The 16208-nt window shown below is 62.7% G+C and carries 12 protein-coding genes; 8 read left to right on the forward strand and 4 right to left on the reverse strand.

Translation table 11 applies throughout. From position 1 onward, the window contains the following. Positions 1 to 59: 59 nt before the first annotated feature. The 4 genes from CMV30_RS00080 to CMV30_RS00095 all read left to right on the forward strand — a co-directional run bounded on the left by CMV30_RS00080 (position 60) and on the right by CMV30_RS00095 (position 6738). Positions 60 to 1037 carry an alpha-ketoacid dehydrogenase subunit beta gene (locus CMV30_RS00080; protein WP_096054133.1) on the forward strand — a complete coding sequence of 326 codons (978 nt, stop codon included), beginning with the start codon at positions 60 to 62 and terminating at the stop codon, positions 1035 to 1037. A gap of 114 nt (positions 1038 to 1151) precedes the next feature. After that, positions 1152 to 2483, forward strand: a complete 1332-nt coding sequence (locus tag CMV30_RS00085) for a pyruvate dehydrogenase complex dihydrolipoamide acetyltransferase (RefSeq protein ID WP_096054134.1) — start codon at positions 1152 to 1154, stop codon at positions 2481 to 2483. Positions 2484 to 2644: 161 nt separating this feature from the next. Continuing rightward, entirely contained in the window at positions 2645 to 5920 is a 3276-nt protein-coding gene (locus tag CMV30_RS00090; protein ID WP_096054135.1) for a PAS domain-containing sensor histidine kinase, read from the forward strand. After that, complete coding sequence (locus CMV30_RS00095; protein ID WP_096054136.1) at positions 5917 to 6738, forward strand: response regulator; 822 nt, start codon at positions 5917 to 5919, stop codon at positions 6736 to 6738. The genes CMV30_RS00090 and CMV30_RS00095 overlap by 4 nt, the downstream gene beginning before the upstream one ends. Positions 6739 to 6810: 72 nt before the next feature. Here CMV30_RS00095 and CMV30_RS00100 read toward each other — a convergent pair whose 3' ends face one another. The 3 genes from CMV30_RS00100 to CMV30_RS00110 form a co-directional block, all read right to left on the reverse strand. After that, the gene (locus tag CMV30_RS00100; RefSeq protein WP_096054137.1) at positions 6811 to 8772 is read right to left on the reverse strand and encodes a phospho-sugar mutase; all 1962 of its coding nucleotides are present in this window, start codon (positions 8770 to 8772) and stop codon (positions 6811 to 6813) included. 59 nt (positions 8773 to 8831) lie between these two features. Continuing rightward, positions 8832 to 10256: a UTP--glucose-1-phosphate uridylyltransferase gene (locus CMV30_RS00105; protein WP_096054138.1), complete on the reverse strand. Its 1425-nt coding sequence runs from the start codon at positions 10254 to 10256 to the stop codon at positions 8832 to 8834. 83 nt (positions 10257 to 10339) lie between these two features. Continuing rightward, the gene (locus CMV30_RS00110) at positions 10340 to 10657 is read right to left on the reverse strand and encodes an FtsB family cell division protein (protein ID WP_096057527.1); all 318 of its coding nucleotides are present in this window, start codon (positions 10655 to 10657) and stop codon (positions 10340 to 10342) included. A gap of 131 nt (positions 10658 to 10788) precedes the next feature. Between CMV30_RS00110 and CMV30_RS00115 the strand changes: the two genes are divergently transcribed. The 4 genes from CMV30_RS00115 to CMV30_RS00130 all read left to right on the forward strand — a co-directional run bounded on the left by CMV30_RS00115 (position 10789) and on the right by CMV30_RS00130 (position 15392). After that, positions 10789 to 11604, forward strand: coding sequence for an ExeA family protein (locus CMV30_RS00115; RefSeq protein WP_096054139.1), 816 nt, complete (start codon positions 10789 to 10791; stop codon positions 11602 to 11604). Between the two features lie 23 nt (positions 11605 to 11627). Continuing rightward, on the forward strand, positions 11628 to 12290 hold the full coding sequence (locus CMV30_RS00120) for a hypothetical protein (protein WP_096054140.1): 663 nt from the start codon (positions 11628 to 11630) through the stop codon (positions 12288 to 12290). 24 nt (positions 12291 to 12314) lie between these two features. Next, complete coding sequence (locus CMV30_RS00125) at positions 12315 to 13697, forward strand: sugar transferase (protein WP_096054141.1); 1383 nt, start codon at positions 12315 to 12317, stop codon at positions 13695 to 13697. A 180-nt stretch (positions 13698 to 13877) separates the two neighbouring features. Next, positions 13878 to 15392 (forward strand): O-antigen ligase family protein, encoded by a 1515-nt coding sequence (locus tag CMV30_RS00130; RefSeq protein ID WP_096054142.1) that lies wholly within the window; start codon positions 13878 to 13880, stop codon positions 15390 to 15392. 57 nt (positions 15393 to 15449) lie between these two features. On the opposite strand, the gene CMV30_RS00135 is transcribed toward CMV30_RS00130, so the two are convergent. Next, positions 15450 to 16154: an SDR family oxidoreductase gene (locus CMV30_RS00135; protein ID WP_096054143.1), complete on the reverse strand. Its 705-nt coding sequence runs from the start codon at positions 16152 to 16154 to the stop codon at positions 15450 to 15452. Positions 16155 to 16208 lie beyond the last annotated feature (54 nt).

Here is a 16208-nt window from a genome sequence, read left to right on the forward strand (position 1 = left end):
TCCTCCTGCCGATTCCAGCCTTCCAGCTTTCCACATAAAATTTTCCGCCTCCCGCTCCCATGCCACAGATCACTTACCGCGAAGCCATCCGCCACGCCCTCGCCGACGAACTCACCCGCGACGAAAACGTCGTCGTTCTCGGTGAAGAAGTCGCCAACTTCCACGGCGCCTACAAGGTCACAGAAGGCCTCCTCGAAAAATTCGGCCCCAAGCGCATCGTCGACACGCCCATCTCTGAAGCCGGTTTCATCGGCATGGGCGTCGGCGCCTCGATGCTCGGCATCCGCCCCGTCATGGAGCTGATGTTCTGGTCGTTCTACTCCGTCGCTTTCGACCAGATCCTCAACAACGCCGCCAACGTCCGCTATATGTCCGGCGGCCAGATCTGCTGCCCCATCGTCATCCGCGGCCCCGCCAACGGCGGCACCAACGTAGGTGCCACCCACTCGCACACCCCCGAGAACGTCCTCGCCAACCACCCCGGCGTGAAGGTCGTCGTCCCGTCCACCGCGTACGACGCCAAGGGCCTGCTCAAGTCCGCCATCCGCGACAACGACCCCGTCTTCTTCCTCGAGAACACCATCCTCTACGGCGAAAAGGGCGAAGTCCCCGACGAAGAATACCTCATCCCGCTCGGCAAGGCCGACGTGAAACGCGAAGGCACCGACCTCACGATCGTCACCTACGGCCGCTCCGTCATCCACTCGCTCAAAGCCGCCGAGGTTCTCGAAAAAGAACACGACATCTCCGTCGAGATCGTCGACCTCCGCACGATCCGTCCTTTGGACATCGATACCGTGCTCGCCTCGGTCAAGAAGACCAACCGCGTCCTCATCGTCGAAGAACAAAAACCCTTCGCCAGTGTCGGCTCGCAACTCTCGCACATGATTCAGCGCGAAGCCTTCGATCATCTCGACGGCCCGATCCACCGCCTCGCCACTGTCGATGCTCCCGCCATCTACAGCCCGCCGGTCGAAGTTGAGCAGCTGCCCAACCCCAACCGCATCATCAAAGCCGCCATCGAAGCGGTCGCCTAAAAAATCCGATCTCGATTCGCGAAGTCGCTAAGCTCACGAAAATCCTTCGCTCCGACCTTCGCCTCTTTGCGTCTTCGCGATTAACTTAACCTCCGTCCGCGTTAAACTCTCTCCATGGCTCAAATCATCGAAATGCCCAAACTCAGCGACACCATGACGGTGGGCACGCTGGTCAAATGGCTCAAAAAAGAAGGCGACGTCATCACCGCAGGCACGATGCTCGCCGAGGTCGAAACCGATAAAGCCACGATGGAGCTCGAGTGCTTCTACGACGGCACGCTCCTGAAGATTTTCGCTCCCGCCGGCACCCAGCTCGCCATCGGCGCCCCTCTTTGCGCCGTCGGAAAACCCGGCGAAAATGTCGAAGCTCCCGCTGGCAAACCCGCCTCTCCCGCAGCAGCCAAGGAAGAGCCCAAAAAAGACGCGCCCAAATCTGAGTCCGCTCCGGCCCCAGCCAAAGCCCCTGAGTCCGTACCACAGCCAGAGACAAAACCCGCCGCTGCCGCACACTCCGCCCCCGCTCGTGCAGACGGCGAACGCGTCAAAATCTCCCCCCTCGCGAAGAAGCTCGCCGCCGAAAAAGGCATCGATCCTTCCCGCGTCACCGGCTCCGGCCCCGGCGGCCGCATCGTCCGCGCCGACGTTCTCGCCGCCGAAAAATCGGGCTCCGCCAAAGCAGGCTCCGCAAAGCCCGCCGCCACTGGCGCTCCCTCCACCCCTTTCACCGGCGGCGCCGTTTCCCGCACCGGCCCGATTCAAGAAGAGCGCGCCGTGCCCGTTTCCAACATGCGCGCCGTCATCGCCAAGCGCATGGTCGAGTCCACGACCACGATTCCGTACATCTACGTCGATATCGAGATCGACGCCGAGCCACTCCTCGCCGTTCGCCAGCAACTCAACACCGGCCTCGAAAAGGAAGGCGTCAAACTCTCCGTCAACGACTTCGTCCTCAAAGCCTGCGCCGAAGCCCTCCGTCGCGTTCCCGCCGTCAACAGCTCGTGGGAAGGCAACCAGATCCGCTACTTCGGCGCCGCTCATGTCGCCTTCGCCGTAGCCCTCGACGACGGCCTCATCACACCCGTCGTGAAAGATGCCCACCAAAAGAGCGTCTTCCAGATCAGCATCGAGGCCAAAGCCCTCGGCAAAAAAGCCAAGGACAAGAAACTCGCACCAGCCGAATACACTGGCGGCACCTTCTGCGTCTCCAACCTCGGCATGATGGGCATCCCGAAATTCACCGCCATTATCAACCCGCCCAACTCCGCGATCCTCGCGGTCGGCGCCGCCGTCGCCAAGCCCGTCATCAAAAACGGCCAGATCGTCTCCGGCCAGACCATGACCGTGACGCTCTCCGGCGACCACCGCGTCTTCGACGGCGCCGTCGGTGCCCAGTTCTTGAACGCGCTCAAAACGCTCATCGAAAGCCCCGCGCTCCTGCTCGTCTAAGTCGATACGCACTCGAATCATCCCTCACCAAGCGGCTCCCTCACCGGAGCCGCTTTTTTTGCGCCCGCCCCCACCCGCCTAGCGAACCTTTTACCCTCAAAACACCCCGCCCGTGCCGATAACTAAAGCCGGGCTTTCATGCCCGATTTTTCACTGCACGCATGAACGCCTTTCTCGAAATAAATCAGGACTACCTGCTGTTTATTTCCGGCATCGCCTTTGCCCTGACCGGCTTCACCGCGCGCTCTCTCGGTCGCGTCGATCAACAACCCGCCTGGCGCTGGCTCGGCTGGTTCGGCTTCAGCCGAAGCCTGCACGCCTGGTTCGAGATGCTCCGCCTCGTCGATCTGCGCATCTCCGAAACTCTCGCCGCCGTTGAACCCCTCATCCTCGGCGTCTCCTGCCTTTTTCTTATCGAGTTCGCCCGCTGCCTCACCGCGTCACGTCACCGCGACCGCCCCGGCCGTTGGATTCACCTGCCGCTCCTCCTGATCGCGGCCGCCGTTTCTTTTTTGAGTTCCCGCTCGTCGCTCTACTGGGTTTACGTGCTGCTCAATCCACTCGGCGGTCTCTGGGCCTCGTACGCGCTCTGGCAATTACGCCGCTCCGCCACCACGCCCCAAGAACGCCTCCGCTGGAAAATCGCCGCCCTCGCGATGTTCGTGGGCATGACCGGCCTCACCGCCTGCGCGATCTTCACCGAAACCGCCGCCATCCTCCGCTCCGAAAGTATCATTCTGGCCGGTACCGCGCTCGCCGCACTGATCTCCATCAGCCTCGGCTGGTGCTACGGACGTCGCGCTCAAAACAATCTCGCCGCCGAACGCGTCGCCGCCTGGCGCACCCGCCGCACTCTCTGGATCACCATCGCCTGCGCCACCATCGCCTCCGGCTGGATCGCCGCCGAGGCCATCGGTCAGCGCCGCGATCAAGCCATGCGCCGCGACGTCCTCGCACGCTGCCAGCTCGTAGCCGCCGCCATCCCTCCCGCGCTCGCCCAATCGCTCGACTGGGGCGACCGCGACTTGGAAAACCTCGCGTATCAGGAACTCAAGGCGCGCATGATCGCCCTGCGCAAAGCCAGCCCCGATCTCCGCTTCGTGCTCCTCGCCGGCCTGCTCGACGGCCAGTGCTACTTCGTCGTCGATTCCGAATCCCCCGAATCCCCCGACTACTCCCCGCCCGGTCAGCTCTACACCGAAGCCGCCCCCGATTACGTCGCCGCCATGAGCTCCCGCCAGCCCTTCGTCCTCGGCCCCGTCCGTGATCGCTGGGGCCTGTGGATCATCGGCTCCGTCCCTCTCGCCGATCTCGGTCACGGCCGCGGCTCCATCAACGCCGAGCTCGACATCTCCGCCACCGATTGGAACGCCGCCATCCTCCGCGAACGCCTCCCCGTCGCCCTCATCGTCCTGCTCATTCTCTCCCTCCTGCTCCTCTCCTTCCACGCCCAGGAACGCATCCGCGACCAGATGGATAACCTCGCGCTCTCCGAACAGCGCAACACCACCCTCGTCGAAGGCTCGCCCGACTGTATCCAGATGCTCGATCTCGACGGCCGCTGCCTCACCGTCAACCAGCGCGGTCTCGTCGCCCTCGGCTGTCCCGCCTCCACGGTCATCGGCCGCCTCTTCGTCGAACTTTGGCCCGAATCCGTCCGCCCCCTCGTCGCCAACGCGATGCGCGAAACCGCCCTCGGCAAACCCGCCCACTTCGACGCCGATTACATCCGGCCCGACAAACGCCGGATCACCTGGCACGTCACCACCAATCCCGTACGCGACACCGCCGGCCGCGTCCGCAGCTTCGTCTGCATCTGCACCGACGTCACCCAGGCTAAAAATTACGAACGCACCCTCCTCGCAGCCAAAGAAGCTGCCGAGGCCGCCGACCGCGCCAAGAGCGAGTTCCTCGCCGTCATGAGCCACGAGATCCGCACGCCCCTCGGCGGCGTCATCGGCATGTTGGAAATTCTCCGCCGTCAGAACCAGTCTCCCGACCAGCGCCGCCACACCGATATGGCCCACAGCAGCGCAGAAGCATTGCTGGAGATTCTCGACGACATCCTCGACGCCGCGAAAGTCGAATCCGGCAAACTCCACCTCGAATGCATCGCCTTCCGCGTGCAGGACGAATTCCTCCGCGTGCTCGAAGTCATGAAGCTCCGCGCCGAGGCGAAAAAACTCTTCCTTCGCTGGACCTTCGATCCTGCGCTGCCCGTCGCCCTTCTCGGCGATCCCACCCGCCTCCGCCAGGTGCTCGCAAACTTTCTTAGCAACGCGATCAAGTTCACCGCCACCGGCGGCATCACCGTCGCGTTCCAACGCACCGCCGAGATCGGCGAGAAAATTCCCCTCAGCATTCAGGTCACCGATACCGGCATCGGCATCTCCCCCGAAGCCCGCGCCAAACTGTTCGGCAAATTCGTCCAGGCCGATGCCTCCACCACCCGCAGCTACGGCGGCACCGGCCTCGGCCTCTCCATCGTCAAAGGCCTGATCGAGCAGATGGGCGGCGCCGTCTCCGTCGACAGCACGCCCGGCAAAGGCACGACCTTCTCCGTGCAAATCCCGCTCGCCGTCGCCTCGGAAAACCAACTCCTCGAGCTCGCCACGCCTCACAGCGACACCGCTTTTCTCCCTCCCCACGCGCGCACCCTCCGCCTCCTCTGCGCCGAAGACGACGCCGTCCAACGCGCCATCGCCGAAAGCCAGGCGCTGGAAATGGGCCACACCATCGCCTTCGCCCTCAACGGCGCCGAAGCCCTCGAAAAACTCGCCGCCGCCGACTTCGACGCCGTGCTTATGGATAACCGCATGCCAGTCATGGACGGCTTCCAGGCCACCCGCGCCATCCGCGCCGGCGAGCGCGGCGTCCGCCAGCCGCTGATTCCCATCATCGCGATCACCGCCAACGCCTCCATCGCCTACCGCGATGCATGCCTCGCCGCCGGCATGAACGACTTCCTCGCCAAACCGCTCCGCCGCGCCGATTTTCACCGCGCCCTTGCCGACGTCATCCACGCCAGATTCGCCGCCGACCCCGGCGAGACCATCGTTCCCGCCGGCCTCACCGAAGCCGAGCTCCTCGCCATGCTCGAAGAGCCCGCCTCCATCCGCCGCACCGAAGAACCCGTGAGCCCGAAAATCGTCTCCCTGTTTTTCGAGGAAACCACCGGCCGCTTCGCCGAGATGCACACCGCGCTGAAGAACAAAGACGCCTCCACCTTCGCCCGCGCCGCCCACTCCGTGAAAAGCACCTCGCTCTATATCCACGCGCGCCAGCTCAGCGAAATCGCCGCGCAACTGGAAAAACTCGCCGACGCAGGCCAGCTTGCAGACTTGCTTGCCCCGCTCGCCCACGCCGAAACTCTCTTCGCGGGACTGCTGGCCCGCCACCAACGCGACGGCTCGAACACTCCTTTTTCCGCCACATGAAAATCCTCCTGGCCGACGACGACAAAATCGAACGCACCGCCCTCCGCGAACTCATCGGCGAACAACCCAACCTCGAACTCATCGAGGTGGAAAACGGCCAGGCCGCCCTCGACACACTCTGCGACGGCCTCAAGCCCGACCTCTGCATCTTCGACATCCGCATGCCCCACGTCGATGGACTCGAGCTCCTCCAACGCATGAGGCGCGACCCGCTCCTGCGCGGCCTCAAAGTCATCATGACCTCCGCCACGCGCGACAAGGAAACCATTCTCGCCCTCGCGAAACTCCAGATCGCCGGCTACCTCCTCAAGCCCTACGACCCCGCCAAATCGCGCGCCATTCTCCAGCCCTTCCTCGCCGCCGCCGCCGCCAACCCTCAGCTCGCCTCGCGTAACCTCCTCGCGAAAACCGCTCTGATCATCGATGACGACGACATCGCCCGCACCGCGCTCGAAGCGATGATCAAAACCGAAGAAGGCTGGGAGGTCGTCTCCGCCAAAAACGGCCAGGACGCACTCACCCGCCTGCAACGCGGCCTCCGTCCCGACATCGTCATCGCCGACCTCGTCATGCCCGAGATGGACGGCGTCGCCTTCGTCGGCCGTGTACGTGAAGACGCGCATCTCCGTTCTCTAAAAATCATCGCCACCTCCGCCGCTCAGGATCGCGATAAAATCGTCGCCCTCGCCAATCTCGGTGTCCGCACCTACCTCGCGAAACCATTCGAACAAACAAAAATCTCCACCCTGCTCCGCACCGGCACACTCTCTGCCACTGAAGAGGAGAAAGAGAAGGAAAAGGAAAACACTAAACCCTGATTACCACTCTCTCTGACCGATAAAAAAAGCGCGGCGATTCACCGCGCTTTTTTGTGCTTAAAAATCCGCCGCTCAGCCTTCCGCACGCTGCTTCGCTTCCGCTTCGATGAACGCCTTCACGCGCTCCAACTCGGCCTTCACCTGCGTCTTGGTCGCTGCAAGTTCCGCCGCGTTTCCGGCCTTACCCGATGCGAACAGATAGAACTTCATCTTCGGCTCCGTGCCTGAGCCACGCGCCGCGAAGCTGTAGCCATTGGCCAGCGTCACGAAATAAAGATCCTGCGACGGGATCGTCTCGCCGTCCGCATCGATGACCTTCTCGCGCCCGAAGTCCTGGAACTTCGCCACCGCCACATCGCCAAACTTCGCCGGCGGAGCCGAACGATACGTATCGAGGATGCGCTTGATCTTCGCCGCACCGCTCGCGCCTTCATAGTAAAGGTTGATGACCCCTTCGAGGTAGAACCCATACTTCAGGTAAATCTCGTCGAGATACTCCGGCACCGTCAGCCCGCAGCTCTTCACGTACGCGCAAAGCTCCGCGAACATCAGACACGCCGCGTTGCCATCCTTGTCGCGCACATAGTCGTTGCCGAGATAGCCGTAGCTCTCCTCGCCGCCGAAAAGATAGAACGACGAGTACTTCTGAAGCAGCTTCGCACGCGTCTCAAACGGCGTGGCATCGTAATCGAGCGCGATGCCTTCCGTCGTCAGCAGCTTCGCCTTCAACTGTTCCTCGTAGCCGCGGATCTTCGCCGCGATCCACTTAAAGCCGGTCAACGTGTTCACGACTTTCACGCCATGCCCGTGTCCGATCGCATCTTGGAGCGGCGAGGTCACAAACGTCTTCACAAGCACAGAGGACGAGCCTCCATTCTGCGGAATCCAGCCGAGCTCCTTGTACTTGCCGATGCGGTACGCCGCCAGCATCGCGCCTATCTGGTTGCCCGTGAGCAGCTCGATCTTGCCTTCTTTATTCCGAACCGCGACGCCCATGCGATCGCAGTCCGGGTCGGTCGCCATCACGACATCCAATCCTTTTTCCTCAGCCAGCTTCACCGCGAGCGAAAGCGCCTCGGCGTTCTCTGGATTGGGCGATTTCACCGTTGGAAAACGTGGATCGAACGCCACCTGCGTCTGCACCTCATGTACCTCAGCGCCCGCATGAAGCAGCAGCGGCACCGAAGCAATTCCACCCGTGCCGTGGATGTTCGTGAACGCCACCTTGAGCTTCGTCTTCTTGAAAACCTCGCCGTCGATCACAGCCTTCGCCGCGACCGCCAGATACGCATCGTCCGCCGCCTTCGTGAGCGTGATCACGCCCGCGAGACTCTTCTCCAAATACGTGCCCAGTTCCGCTAGCGGAACCGCGTTCACTTCAGAAACCACGCCCTTGTCATGCGGCGGCACCACTTGTCCGCCGTCCTCGAAGTACGCTTTGAATCCATTGTCATGCGGCGGATTGTGACTCGCCGTGATCACCACACCCGCGTGCGCCTTCAAGTAACGCACCGTGAAGCTCAGCTGCGGCGTCGAGCGCGGTCCTTCAAAAATAAACGCGCTGCCACCGAGACGCGTCCAGGTGGACGCCGCCAGTTCGCAAAAATGCCGCGAGAAATGCCGCACATCATGCGCGATCACGAGCTTCGGCACCTCGAAGCGATTCTCCTTCGCGAGGAATTTCTGCGTGTACCGGAAAAGCCCGATCGTCGCGCGCACCAGCGTGAAATCGTTGAGCACATTGCTGCCCACCGCCGCATGTTCCGGCGTGCCCTGCGCGCTAAGCTTGCCCGTCTCTGCCGTGGCTGTGACCACGCCAACGGTCCGCCCGCGCATCCCGCCCGTGCCAAACTCCAGATACCGATAAAAGCGGTCGTTCAGCTCCGACCACGCCTGTTTATCGACAAGCTCGGCGATGCTGCCGCTCGCCCAACTAGGAAGCGCAGCGCTCAGCCACACTCCCAGATTTTCAGCGGTGCTGGGAAGCAGCTGATTGGATTTCGCGGCGGTGTTGATTTTTTCGAGCGTGGTCATGGTGAGGCGATAGAGGTTAAACTCAGGGGAAGTGATGAGGCGGAAATGCGCGGCGCGTCTTATTCGAGATAGAGCCCGTCGGTGATCGCAGGCTTCGTGGCTGCCTTCGCCCAGCGATCCGCAAACGAATCCTCGTCGTACCCAAACAGCGGCGACACCTCGACCGCCACGTTTGGCAGCCCGCTCGCATCGGTGGCCACCGCCGCGCCATTGGCTTTGAACCACCGCGCAAATTGACGCAGCTGGTCTTCGCGACAGGTCTTCGGCGAATCGAGTCCCTCGGCATTTTTCACCGGACTGAAATCGTCCGCGCGCTTCGCCTCGATGATCACGGGATTCTTCGCGAACGGCAGTGCGTCGAAGACAAACATCTCGAACTTCACGCCATTCGCCTTCTCCGGCTTCACCGCTTTGCCTGCGGCATCGACCGTCGGAATTTTCTTATCCGCACGGTGAAACGGCAGCGCCACACCTTCGCCACCAGCTGCCATGCGACGGATGAACGCTGCGTCGAAAATATGGATCGCCACGCTCCCCGCGATGTACCGCAGCTTCCCGGTCTTCTCGTCCACTTCCTTCTGATAACTCGCCGGAAGATCCGAATACTCCACGACCACGTTCTTCCCATGCTGCGTGCAGAAATGCCCGACCTTTTCCTCGGCATACGCCTTCGGCACCATCTTGCTGCTCATCTCCGAACCGCGCAGCAGGTGAAAGCCAATGAACGTCGGATCGATCACGCGAATCAGCGGATTATCCACCTGGAAATAGCTCAGCGTATCGATCCCTTCGCGCTTCATCAGATCGAGTGCGCCACTGCGATCGAGCGCACGCAGCGAACCGCCATGCCCGTCCGGGCTCATCGCAATCGTTCCCGTCGTTTCCAGCAAAATCTTCCCATTAAAATCCACCGCCGGCATCCGGCCCTGCCGAAAGAAATGCACCAGCGATGCATCGAGACCGAAGAACGTGTTCTCTTTGAAAAACCCTTCCGTCGCCTCGTGGTTCGCGTGACTCGTCATGATGAACCAGTGAATCGGTTTCCCATAACGAATCGCCGCCGCCCGGATCTTCTCCGCGAAGACCTGAAACAGCGTCTTCTTCTTCAGCGGCGTCACCGGATAAGTTCCCTTCGGCCCATCGTAACCGAGCCGCGTCCCCTGTCCGCCCGCGACGGTGAACGCCGCCACCCGTCCCGCGCGCAGCGCCGCTTCGCCCGCCGCTTTCGCCTTCGCCCAGTCATCCGCGTTGCCACCATTCTCAGGCAGCGGCGCAAACGGCGCGGGCGCGAGTCCGTCGAGATTCACCGTCGCCGCGTTCTTTCCAAGCAACGTGCGGTTGAGTTGCTCCACTTCCGCGAGATCGATCTCGGCGGCTTCGGCGAGCAACCGCTGCTGCGCGGCTGCATCGAGTTGGGAGTAAAACGCGAAAACCTGTCCCTGTCCGGCGCGTTCGAAAGCTTCGATGATCGAGGGTGTGGCCATGAAAGAAAAACGATGTGCGCCGAAATTCAGGAACGCCCGCGCACTAGGGCAATGCTTATTCGGTCCCCTACACGACGATCAGGTCAGCGCTTAGGCTCCGTCCGGAAAAGCCGCTCGTCCTGCTCTGAAAAAAGAAAAATCTTCTCGCCCGGCTTCGCGTAGCCGAGCTGCCGGCGTATCACCATTTCCACATACGCCGGATCGTTCCGCAGCCGCTCCAGCACCGTCTCCTGCTCCTTCAGTTTCTGCTGTGCCTCAGCCAGCTGCACTTTCGCCATCTGCTCCGCCTTGAGCAGATGCTGGTACTCCTCACGCGACCTCCAGAAAAACACGCCCGAGCCAATGGCGATGCCCACGAACAATAGCAGGTAGAGAACAACGATCAGTCGGCGCAAATTCACGGCGTTAGAGTGACGCAGATAAACGCCCGCCGCCCCGTGATGTAAAGGAGCTTTCAAAACCCAGCCCACTTCGCCCCTCGCACATGAATTTAGCGTGCGTTTCCCGACGCCCGCCAATACTCCAAACCCACATGTATCAGAGCTTTTACGGATTCTCGGAGATGCCGTTCAACATCACCCCGGACCCGAAATTCCTCTACCTTTCACCCACCCACCAGGAAGCCCTCCAACACCTCAAATTCGGGGTCGAGCAGCGCAAGGGCTTCATCGTGGTCGTCGGCGAGGTCGGCTGCGGAAAAACCACCCTCTGCCGCCGCTTCCTCAACGAGCTCGATCCCGCCCGCTTCGACACCGCCCTTATCGTCAACCCGCGCGTCAACGAGACCCAGATGCTCCGCGCCATCCTCCAGGAACTCGGCGAAACCACCGACGCCGACGACCCCCACGATCTCGTCCTCCAGATGAACCGCATCCTCCTCGAACGCATCGAGCGCGGCCGCGACATCGTCCTCATCATCGACGAGGCCCAGAACCTCTCCTTCGAAGTCCTCGAACAAGTCCGCCTCCTCTCCAACCTCGAAACCGATAAACAAAAACTCCTCCAGATCGTCCTCATGGGACAGCCCGAGCTGAAAGACATCATCAAGCGCGACGAACTCCGCCAGCTCCGCCAGCGCATCCTCGTCCACTGCGAACTCGAACCCCTCAACCCGTACGACCTCGCCCACTACGTGAACCACCGCATGACCAAGGCCGGCTGGAACGGCCGCCCCTTTTTCACCTCCTGGGCCATGCGCCGCATCCACGGATTCTCCCGCGGCATTCCCCGCGTCGTGAATAACCTCTGCGACAAGGCCCTCCTCTCCGCCTACATCCGAGAGTCCGACGAGATCTCCTACTGGGACGTCCGCCGTGCGATCATCGACGTGAAAAAACTCACCGACTAAATTGCCCCACCCTTTCGCCCGCCATGAGCCTCATCAACGACGCCCTCAAAAAAGCCCAGAACCGGCACGGCGACACCACCCCGCCCCCATCCGGCGCCACCGGCCCTGCCTCGATCCCGTCCGCCCCGCGCAAAGGCAAAACCCCCGTCGGCAAAATCGCCCTCATCTGCGTCGGCATCGCCCTGCTCTCTGCCGCCATCTCCACCACCGTCATCCTGTTGGTAGTGCGCAAAGACGAGCCCGCCCCGCTCCCCGCGCCTCCCGTTGCAACGCTCCCCCAACCCACACAACCGGCTCCACTCGCCTCCCCGGTCAGCGCCCCCACCACCGCTCCCGTAACCGCCGTGCCCGCGACTTCATCTCCCATCACGTCCACCGAAGCTTCATCACCGACAACCGCGCCCGTCGTCAGCGCACCTCCGGTGGCAGTCACTCTCCCCGCTCCCACGCCGCCCGAGCCCGCCCCCGCCATCAAGCTCGGCACGCGCATCCAGTCCTTCATCGACCGCCTCCGCGTCACCAGCATCCGCATCTCCGATACGGGGAACAAAGCCATCCTCAACGACCGCCTCTTCCGCATCAACGATCTCGTCGAGCCCTCCCTTGGCCTCCGCCTCACCGACATCCAGCCCAGCCAGCTCACCTTCACCGATGAGTCCGGCGCCACCTACCTCCGCCACTTCTAAGCCCCCGGCCCGCGGCTCCCGCCCGTGCTCTCCCACTCCCGGCAAAATCGCATCCTGCTCTTCAAGCTGAGCGACGGCGTGCTCTTCGCCCTCGCCCTCGGCTTCGCCTACCTGCTGCGCGCGTTCTTCCCCTTCTTCGACCTCCCCCAGATCGAAAGCTTCCAAGAGCATCTCTGGCTCTTCCCCGTCTTCGCCCTGCTCGCCCCGGTCACGCTCGCCTCGCAGGGTTTCTACCAGGATCTCCGCCTCAACGGCCGTCTCGGCACGATCCTCATCGTGATGCGCAGCGTCGTCTTCATCACGATCACGCTCATCTCGATCCTCTTCCTCGTCCGCACCCAGTTCGCCCGCTCCGTCATCATCCTCGCCTGCGGCTTCGGCGGCGTACTCGTTTACCTGCGACACGAATGGCTCGCCCGCTTCATGGCCGCGCGCCGCACCACGAAATCCTGGCGCCACCGCGTGCTCTGGGTCGGCGCCACCCAGGAAAACGCCCGCCTCCGCGAATCGCTTTCCCCCGCGGAGCGCGACCAGCTCGAAAGCGTCGGTGAATTCGACCCCGGCACCGAATCCGTCGGCCACCTCGTCAACCTCCTCCACGAACACTCCGTCAACGCCGTCATCGTCAACCTCGCCGGCATCGACAACACCCGTCTCCAGTTTCTCCTCTCCGCCTGCGAACGCGAAGGCGTCTCCGTCATCGTGCGCCCCGGATTTTTCGCCCGCTCTCCCTTCGGCATGAGCGTGGACTGGTTCGCCGGCGAGCCCGTCATCCACTACAGCGCACAGAGCGCCCCGGCCGTTCACCTGATCCTCAAACAACTCTTCGATTTCGCCGCCACCGCCGTCCTCCTCCTGCTCATCGCTCCGCTGCTGCTGCTCATTGTCCTCACCATAAAATTCACCTCCCCCGGCCCCGTCCTCTTTCGCCAGCAGCGCGCCGGTCTCAACGGCCGCCCGTTTCAGCTGCTTAAATTCCGCTCCATGCGCACCGGCGCCGAAACCGAACAAGCCGCCCTCGCCGCCAAAAACGAAATGACCGGCCCCGTCTTCAAGATCGCCAAAGACCCCCGAGTCACTCCCATCGGACGTTTCCTGCGCCGCCACAGCCTCGACGAACTTCCCCAGCTCTGGAACGTCCTCCGCGGCGAGATGAGCCTCGTCGGCCCGCGCCCACTACCGATCGAGGAGGTTAAACGTTTCAACGACGACGCCCACCGCCGCCGCCTCAGCGTCCGCCCCGGCCTCACCTGCCTCTGGCAGATCAGCGGACGCAACGACATCGCCCAATTCGAAGACTGGGTCCGCCTCGACCTCGCCTACATCGATCAATGGTCCCTCTGGCTCGATTTCAAAATCCTCCTCGGCACCATCCCTGTCGTCATCTTCGGCCGCGGCGGCCGCTGACGCCAAACACCTCAGCCAATCTTCCTCCTCAATGGAGGGACGACCTCCGTGTCGTCCGCAAAAACCTCTCCTCCGTATTGGCGTCCATTCGCGGTTAAAAAAACGCTCCCGACATCATTCTCACCCTGCGAACGACATTCGCGATTTACGCATCCCGTCTTTCCCCGTTCCCTGCGCCCCGTGGAGCCTTCCGCAAAAATCCCCCAATCCCCCGCTCCCCCGTCCGTCGGTTCCCGACTCGGCTCGCGCAAAAAATCCACGCGCCTCCACCCGCTCGAAATCGCCTTCCTCGCGCTCATTTCCGCTCATCTCGTTTTTCTCCCGTGGGCGCTCGGCACAATGCACGTCTGGAGCCAGCTCGTCAGCTTCAGCCTCGCATTCGCCGGCTTCGCACTCGCACTCATCCCGCGCACCCACACCGAGGAGTTTTCCGACGACGGCCGTCGCTACCGTTACATCCCGTCGCGCCGTCTCCTAGCCTTCCCCGGCTTCTGGCTCGGCCTCGCCGTTCTCTTTTACGCCTTCGTTCAAGCGCTGAATCCAGCGTGGAACTACGCCAGCTCCAGCGGCGATTGGTGGATGGAGGAAAAAGCTTACATCGCCTGGCTCCCGTCCGGCGCCACCGCACCCTTCGCCGACTCCAATCCCTGGCGCTCCCTTCTCGTCTGGAGCTCCGCCTGGATGCTCGCCTGCTCCCTCTGGATCGGCCTCACCCGCCGCGCCTCCATCCGCTCGCTTCTCGTCATCCTCACGATCAACGCCACCGCCCTGGCCCTCGTCGGCATTCTCCAGCACGTCGCAGGCAACGGCAAAATTCTCTGGCTCATCACGCCATCCACGCACTACTCCGTCGCCACCTTCCTCTACAAAAACCACGCCGGCGCCTTCTTTAACCTCATGCTCGCCGCCTCCGCCGCGACCGCCACGTGGTATTATCGCCGCTCCGAGCGGCGCCTCGAACGCACTAGCCCCGCGCCGCTCTTCACACTTTGCGCCGTCGCGCTTTCCCTGATCGTCGCGCTCAGTTTCTCCCGCGCCGCCACCGTCCTCATGATCGGCTTCGTCCTGCTCAGCCTCGTCCTCGGCGCGATCTACATGCTTCGCAGCGCCCGCCGCCCCAACCTCCTGCTCGTCAGCCTGCTCACCGTCTCGCTCACCATCCTCGCTTTCGTCAGCGCCCGCCAGCTCCGCCTCGAACAAGCCGCCGAGAAATTCCAGCAACTCTTCACCACCGATCGCGTTCAATCCTTCGAGTTCCGCCAGCTCTCCGCGCAAGCCACTTGGGACATGGCCAGCGAACGCCTTGCCACCGGCTGGGGCGCCGGCTGCTACCGTTTTCTCTTTCCGCTTTTCCAGCAAAACTACCCGCAGATCTACCAGCCTGCACCCAACGCCGACCGCAGCTTCCTCTTCGAGCACGCGCACAACGACTACCTCGAGTTCCTCGCAGAGCTCGGCCTCATCGGCTGCGCACCGCTCGTGATACTCCTCTTGCTCCTCGCGACCAAACTCATCCGCGGCCGCCTCTGGCAAAACCCGCCGCTGCTCTTCCTCGCGCTCGGCCTCCTCATCCTGCTCGCCCACTGCTGGATTGATTTCCACCTCCACTGCCCCGCCATTCTGCTCACCGCCTGCGCCCTCGCCGCGATCGCCGGCCGCTGGTCCGAACTCGAATCCCGCCGCCGCTCCCCATAGTTGAAGACCGGATTTCCCTGGAGGAACGACTTCCCTATCGTCCCTTCCGTCCCCGCGTCAGTCCTCAAACCCGCCCACGCTCAGCGGCTTCCCATTATCCTTCGGCCCGAGCTTCAGGATAAACGCCGCCGCCTTCTTCGCCCACACCTCAGCCTTCGGATAACTCGCCGCTCCCTCCGCCCAGCACTGGCGCAACATATCCGTGTCGATCACGCCCGGATTCAGCGGCACCGCCGCCAGCCCTTTCGGCAACTCCGCCGCCAACGCTTGCGTCAGCCCTTCGATCGCCCACTTCGACGCGCAATAAGGCGCCACGTCGGGCGACACCGAACGCCCCCAGCCCGAGCTAAAATTCACGATCACCCCGCGTTTCGCCTCGATCATCGCCGGCACAAACGCCCGCACCATATTCGCCACGCCTTTCACATTAACGTCGATCAACCGCGAAAACTTATCCGCCGGCACTTTCCAGAGCGGTGCCGGCTCATTCATAAGCGCCGCATTATTCAGCAAAAAATCAGGCGCGCCGTGCACGGCCAGAACCTTCTCTGCCCACAAATCCACCTTCGCCGGATCAGCCACATCCACCACCGCGAAATCCTGCGGCGCCGGATGCGTGAACCGCAGATCGAAAATCTCATTCGCACTCCGCCCGCACCCGATGACGGTGTGCCCGCCCGCGATAAATGTCTCCGCCAGCGCGCGCCCCAGCCCCCGCGTGACTCCCGTGATGACGATCTTCAATGCGCCCGTGTTACTCATGATAATACGCCCGACCCTAGAAACCAAACCGCCCGACGCTAGCCCTGATTCCTG

The organism is Nibricoccus aquaticus (assembly GCF_002310495.1).
Taxonomy (GTDB): domain Bacteria; phylum Verrucomicrobiota; class Verrucomicrobiia; order Opitutales; family Opitutaceae; genus Nibricoccus; species Nibricoccus aquaticus.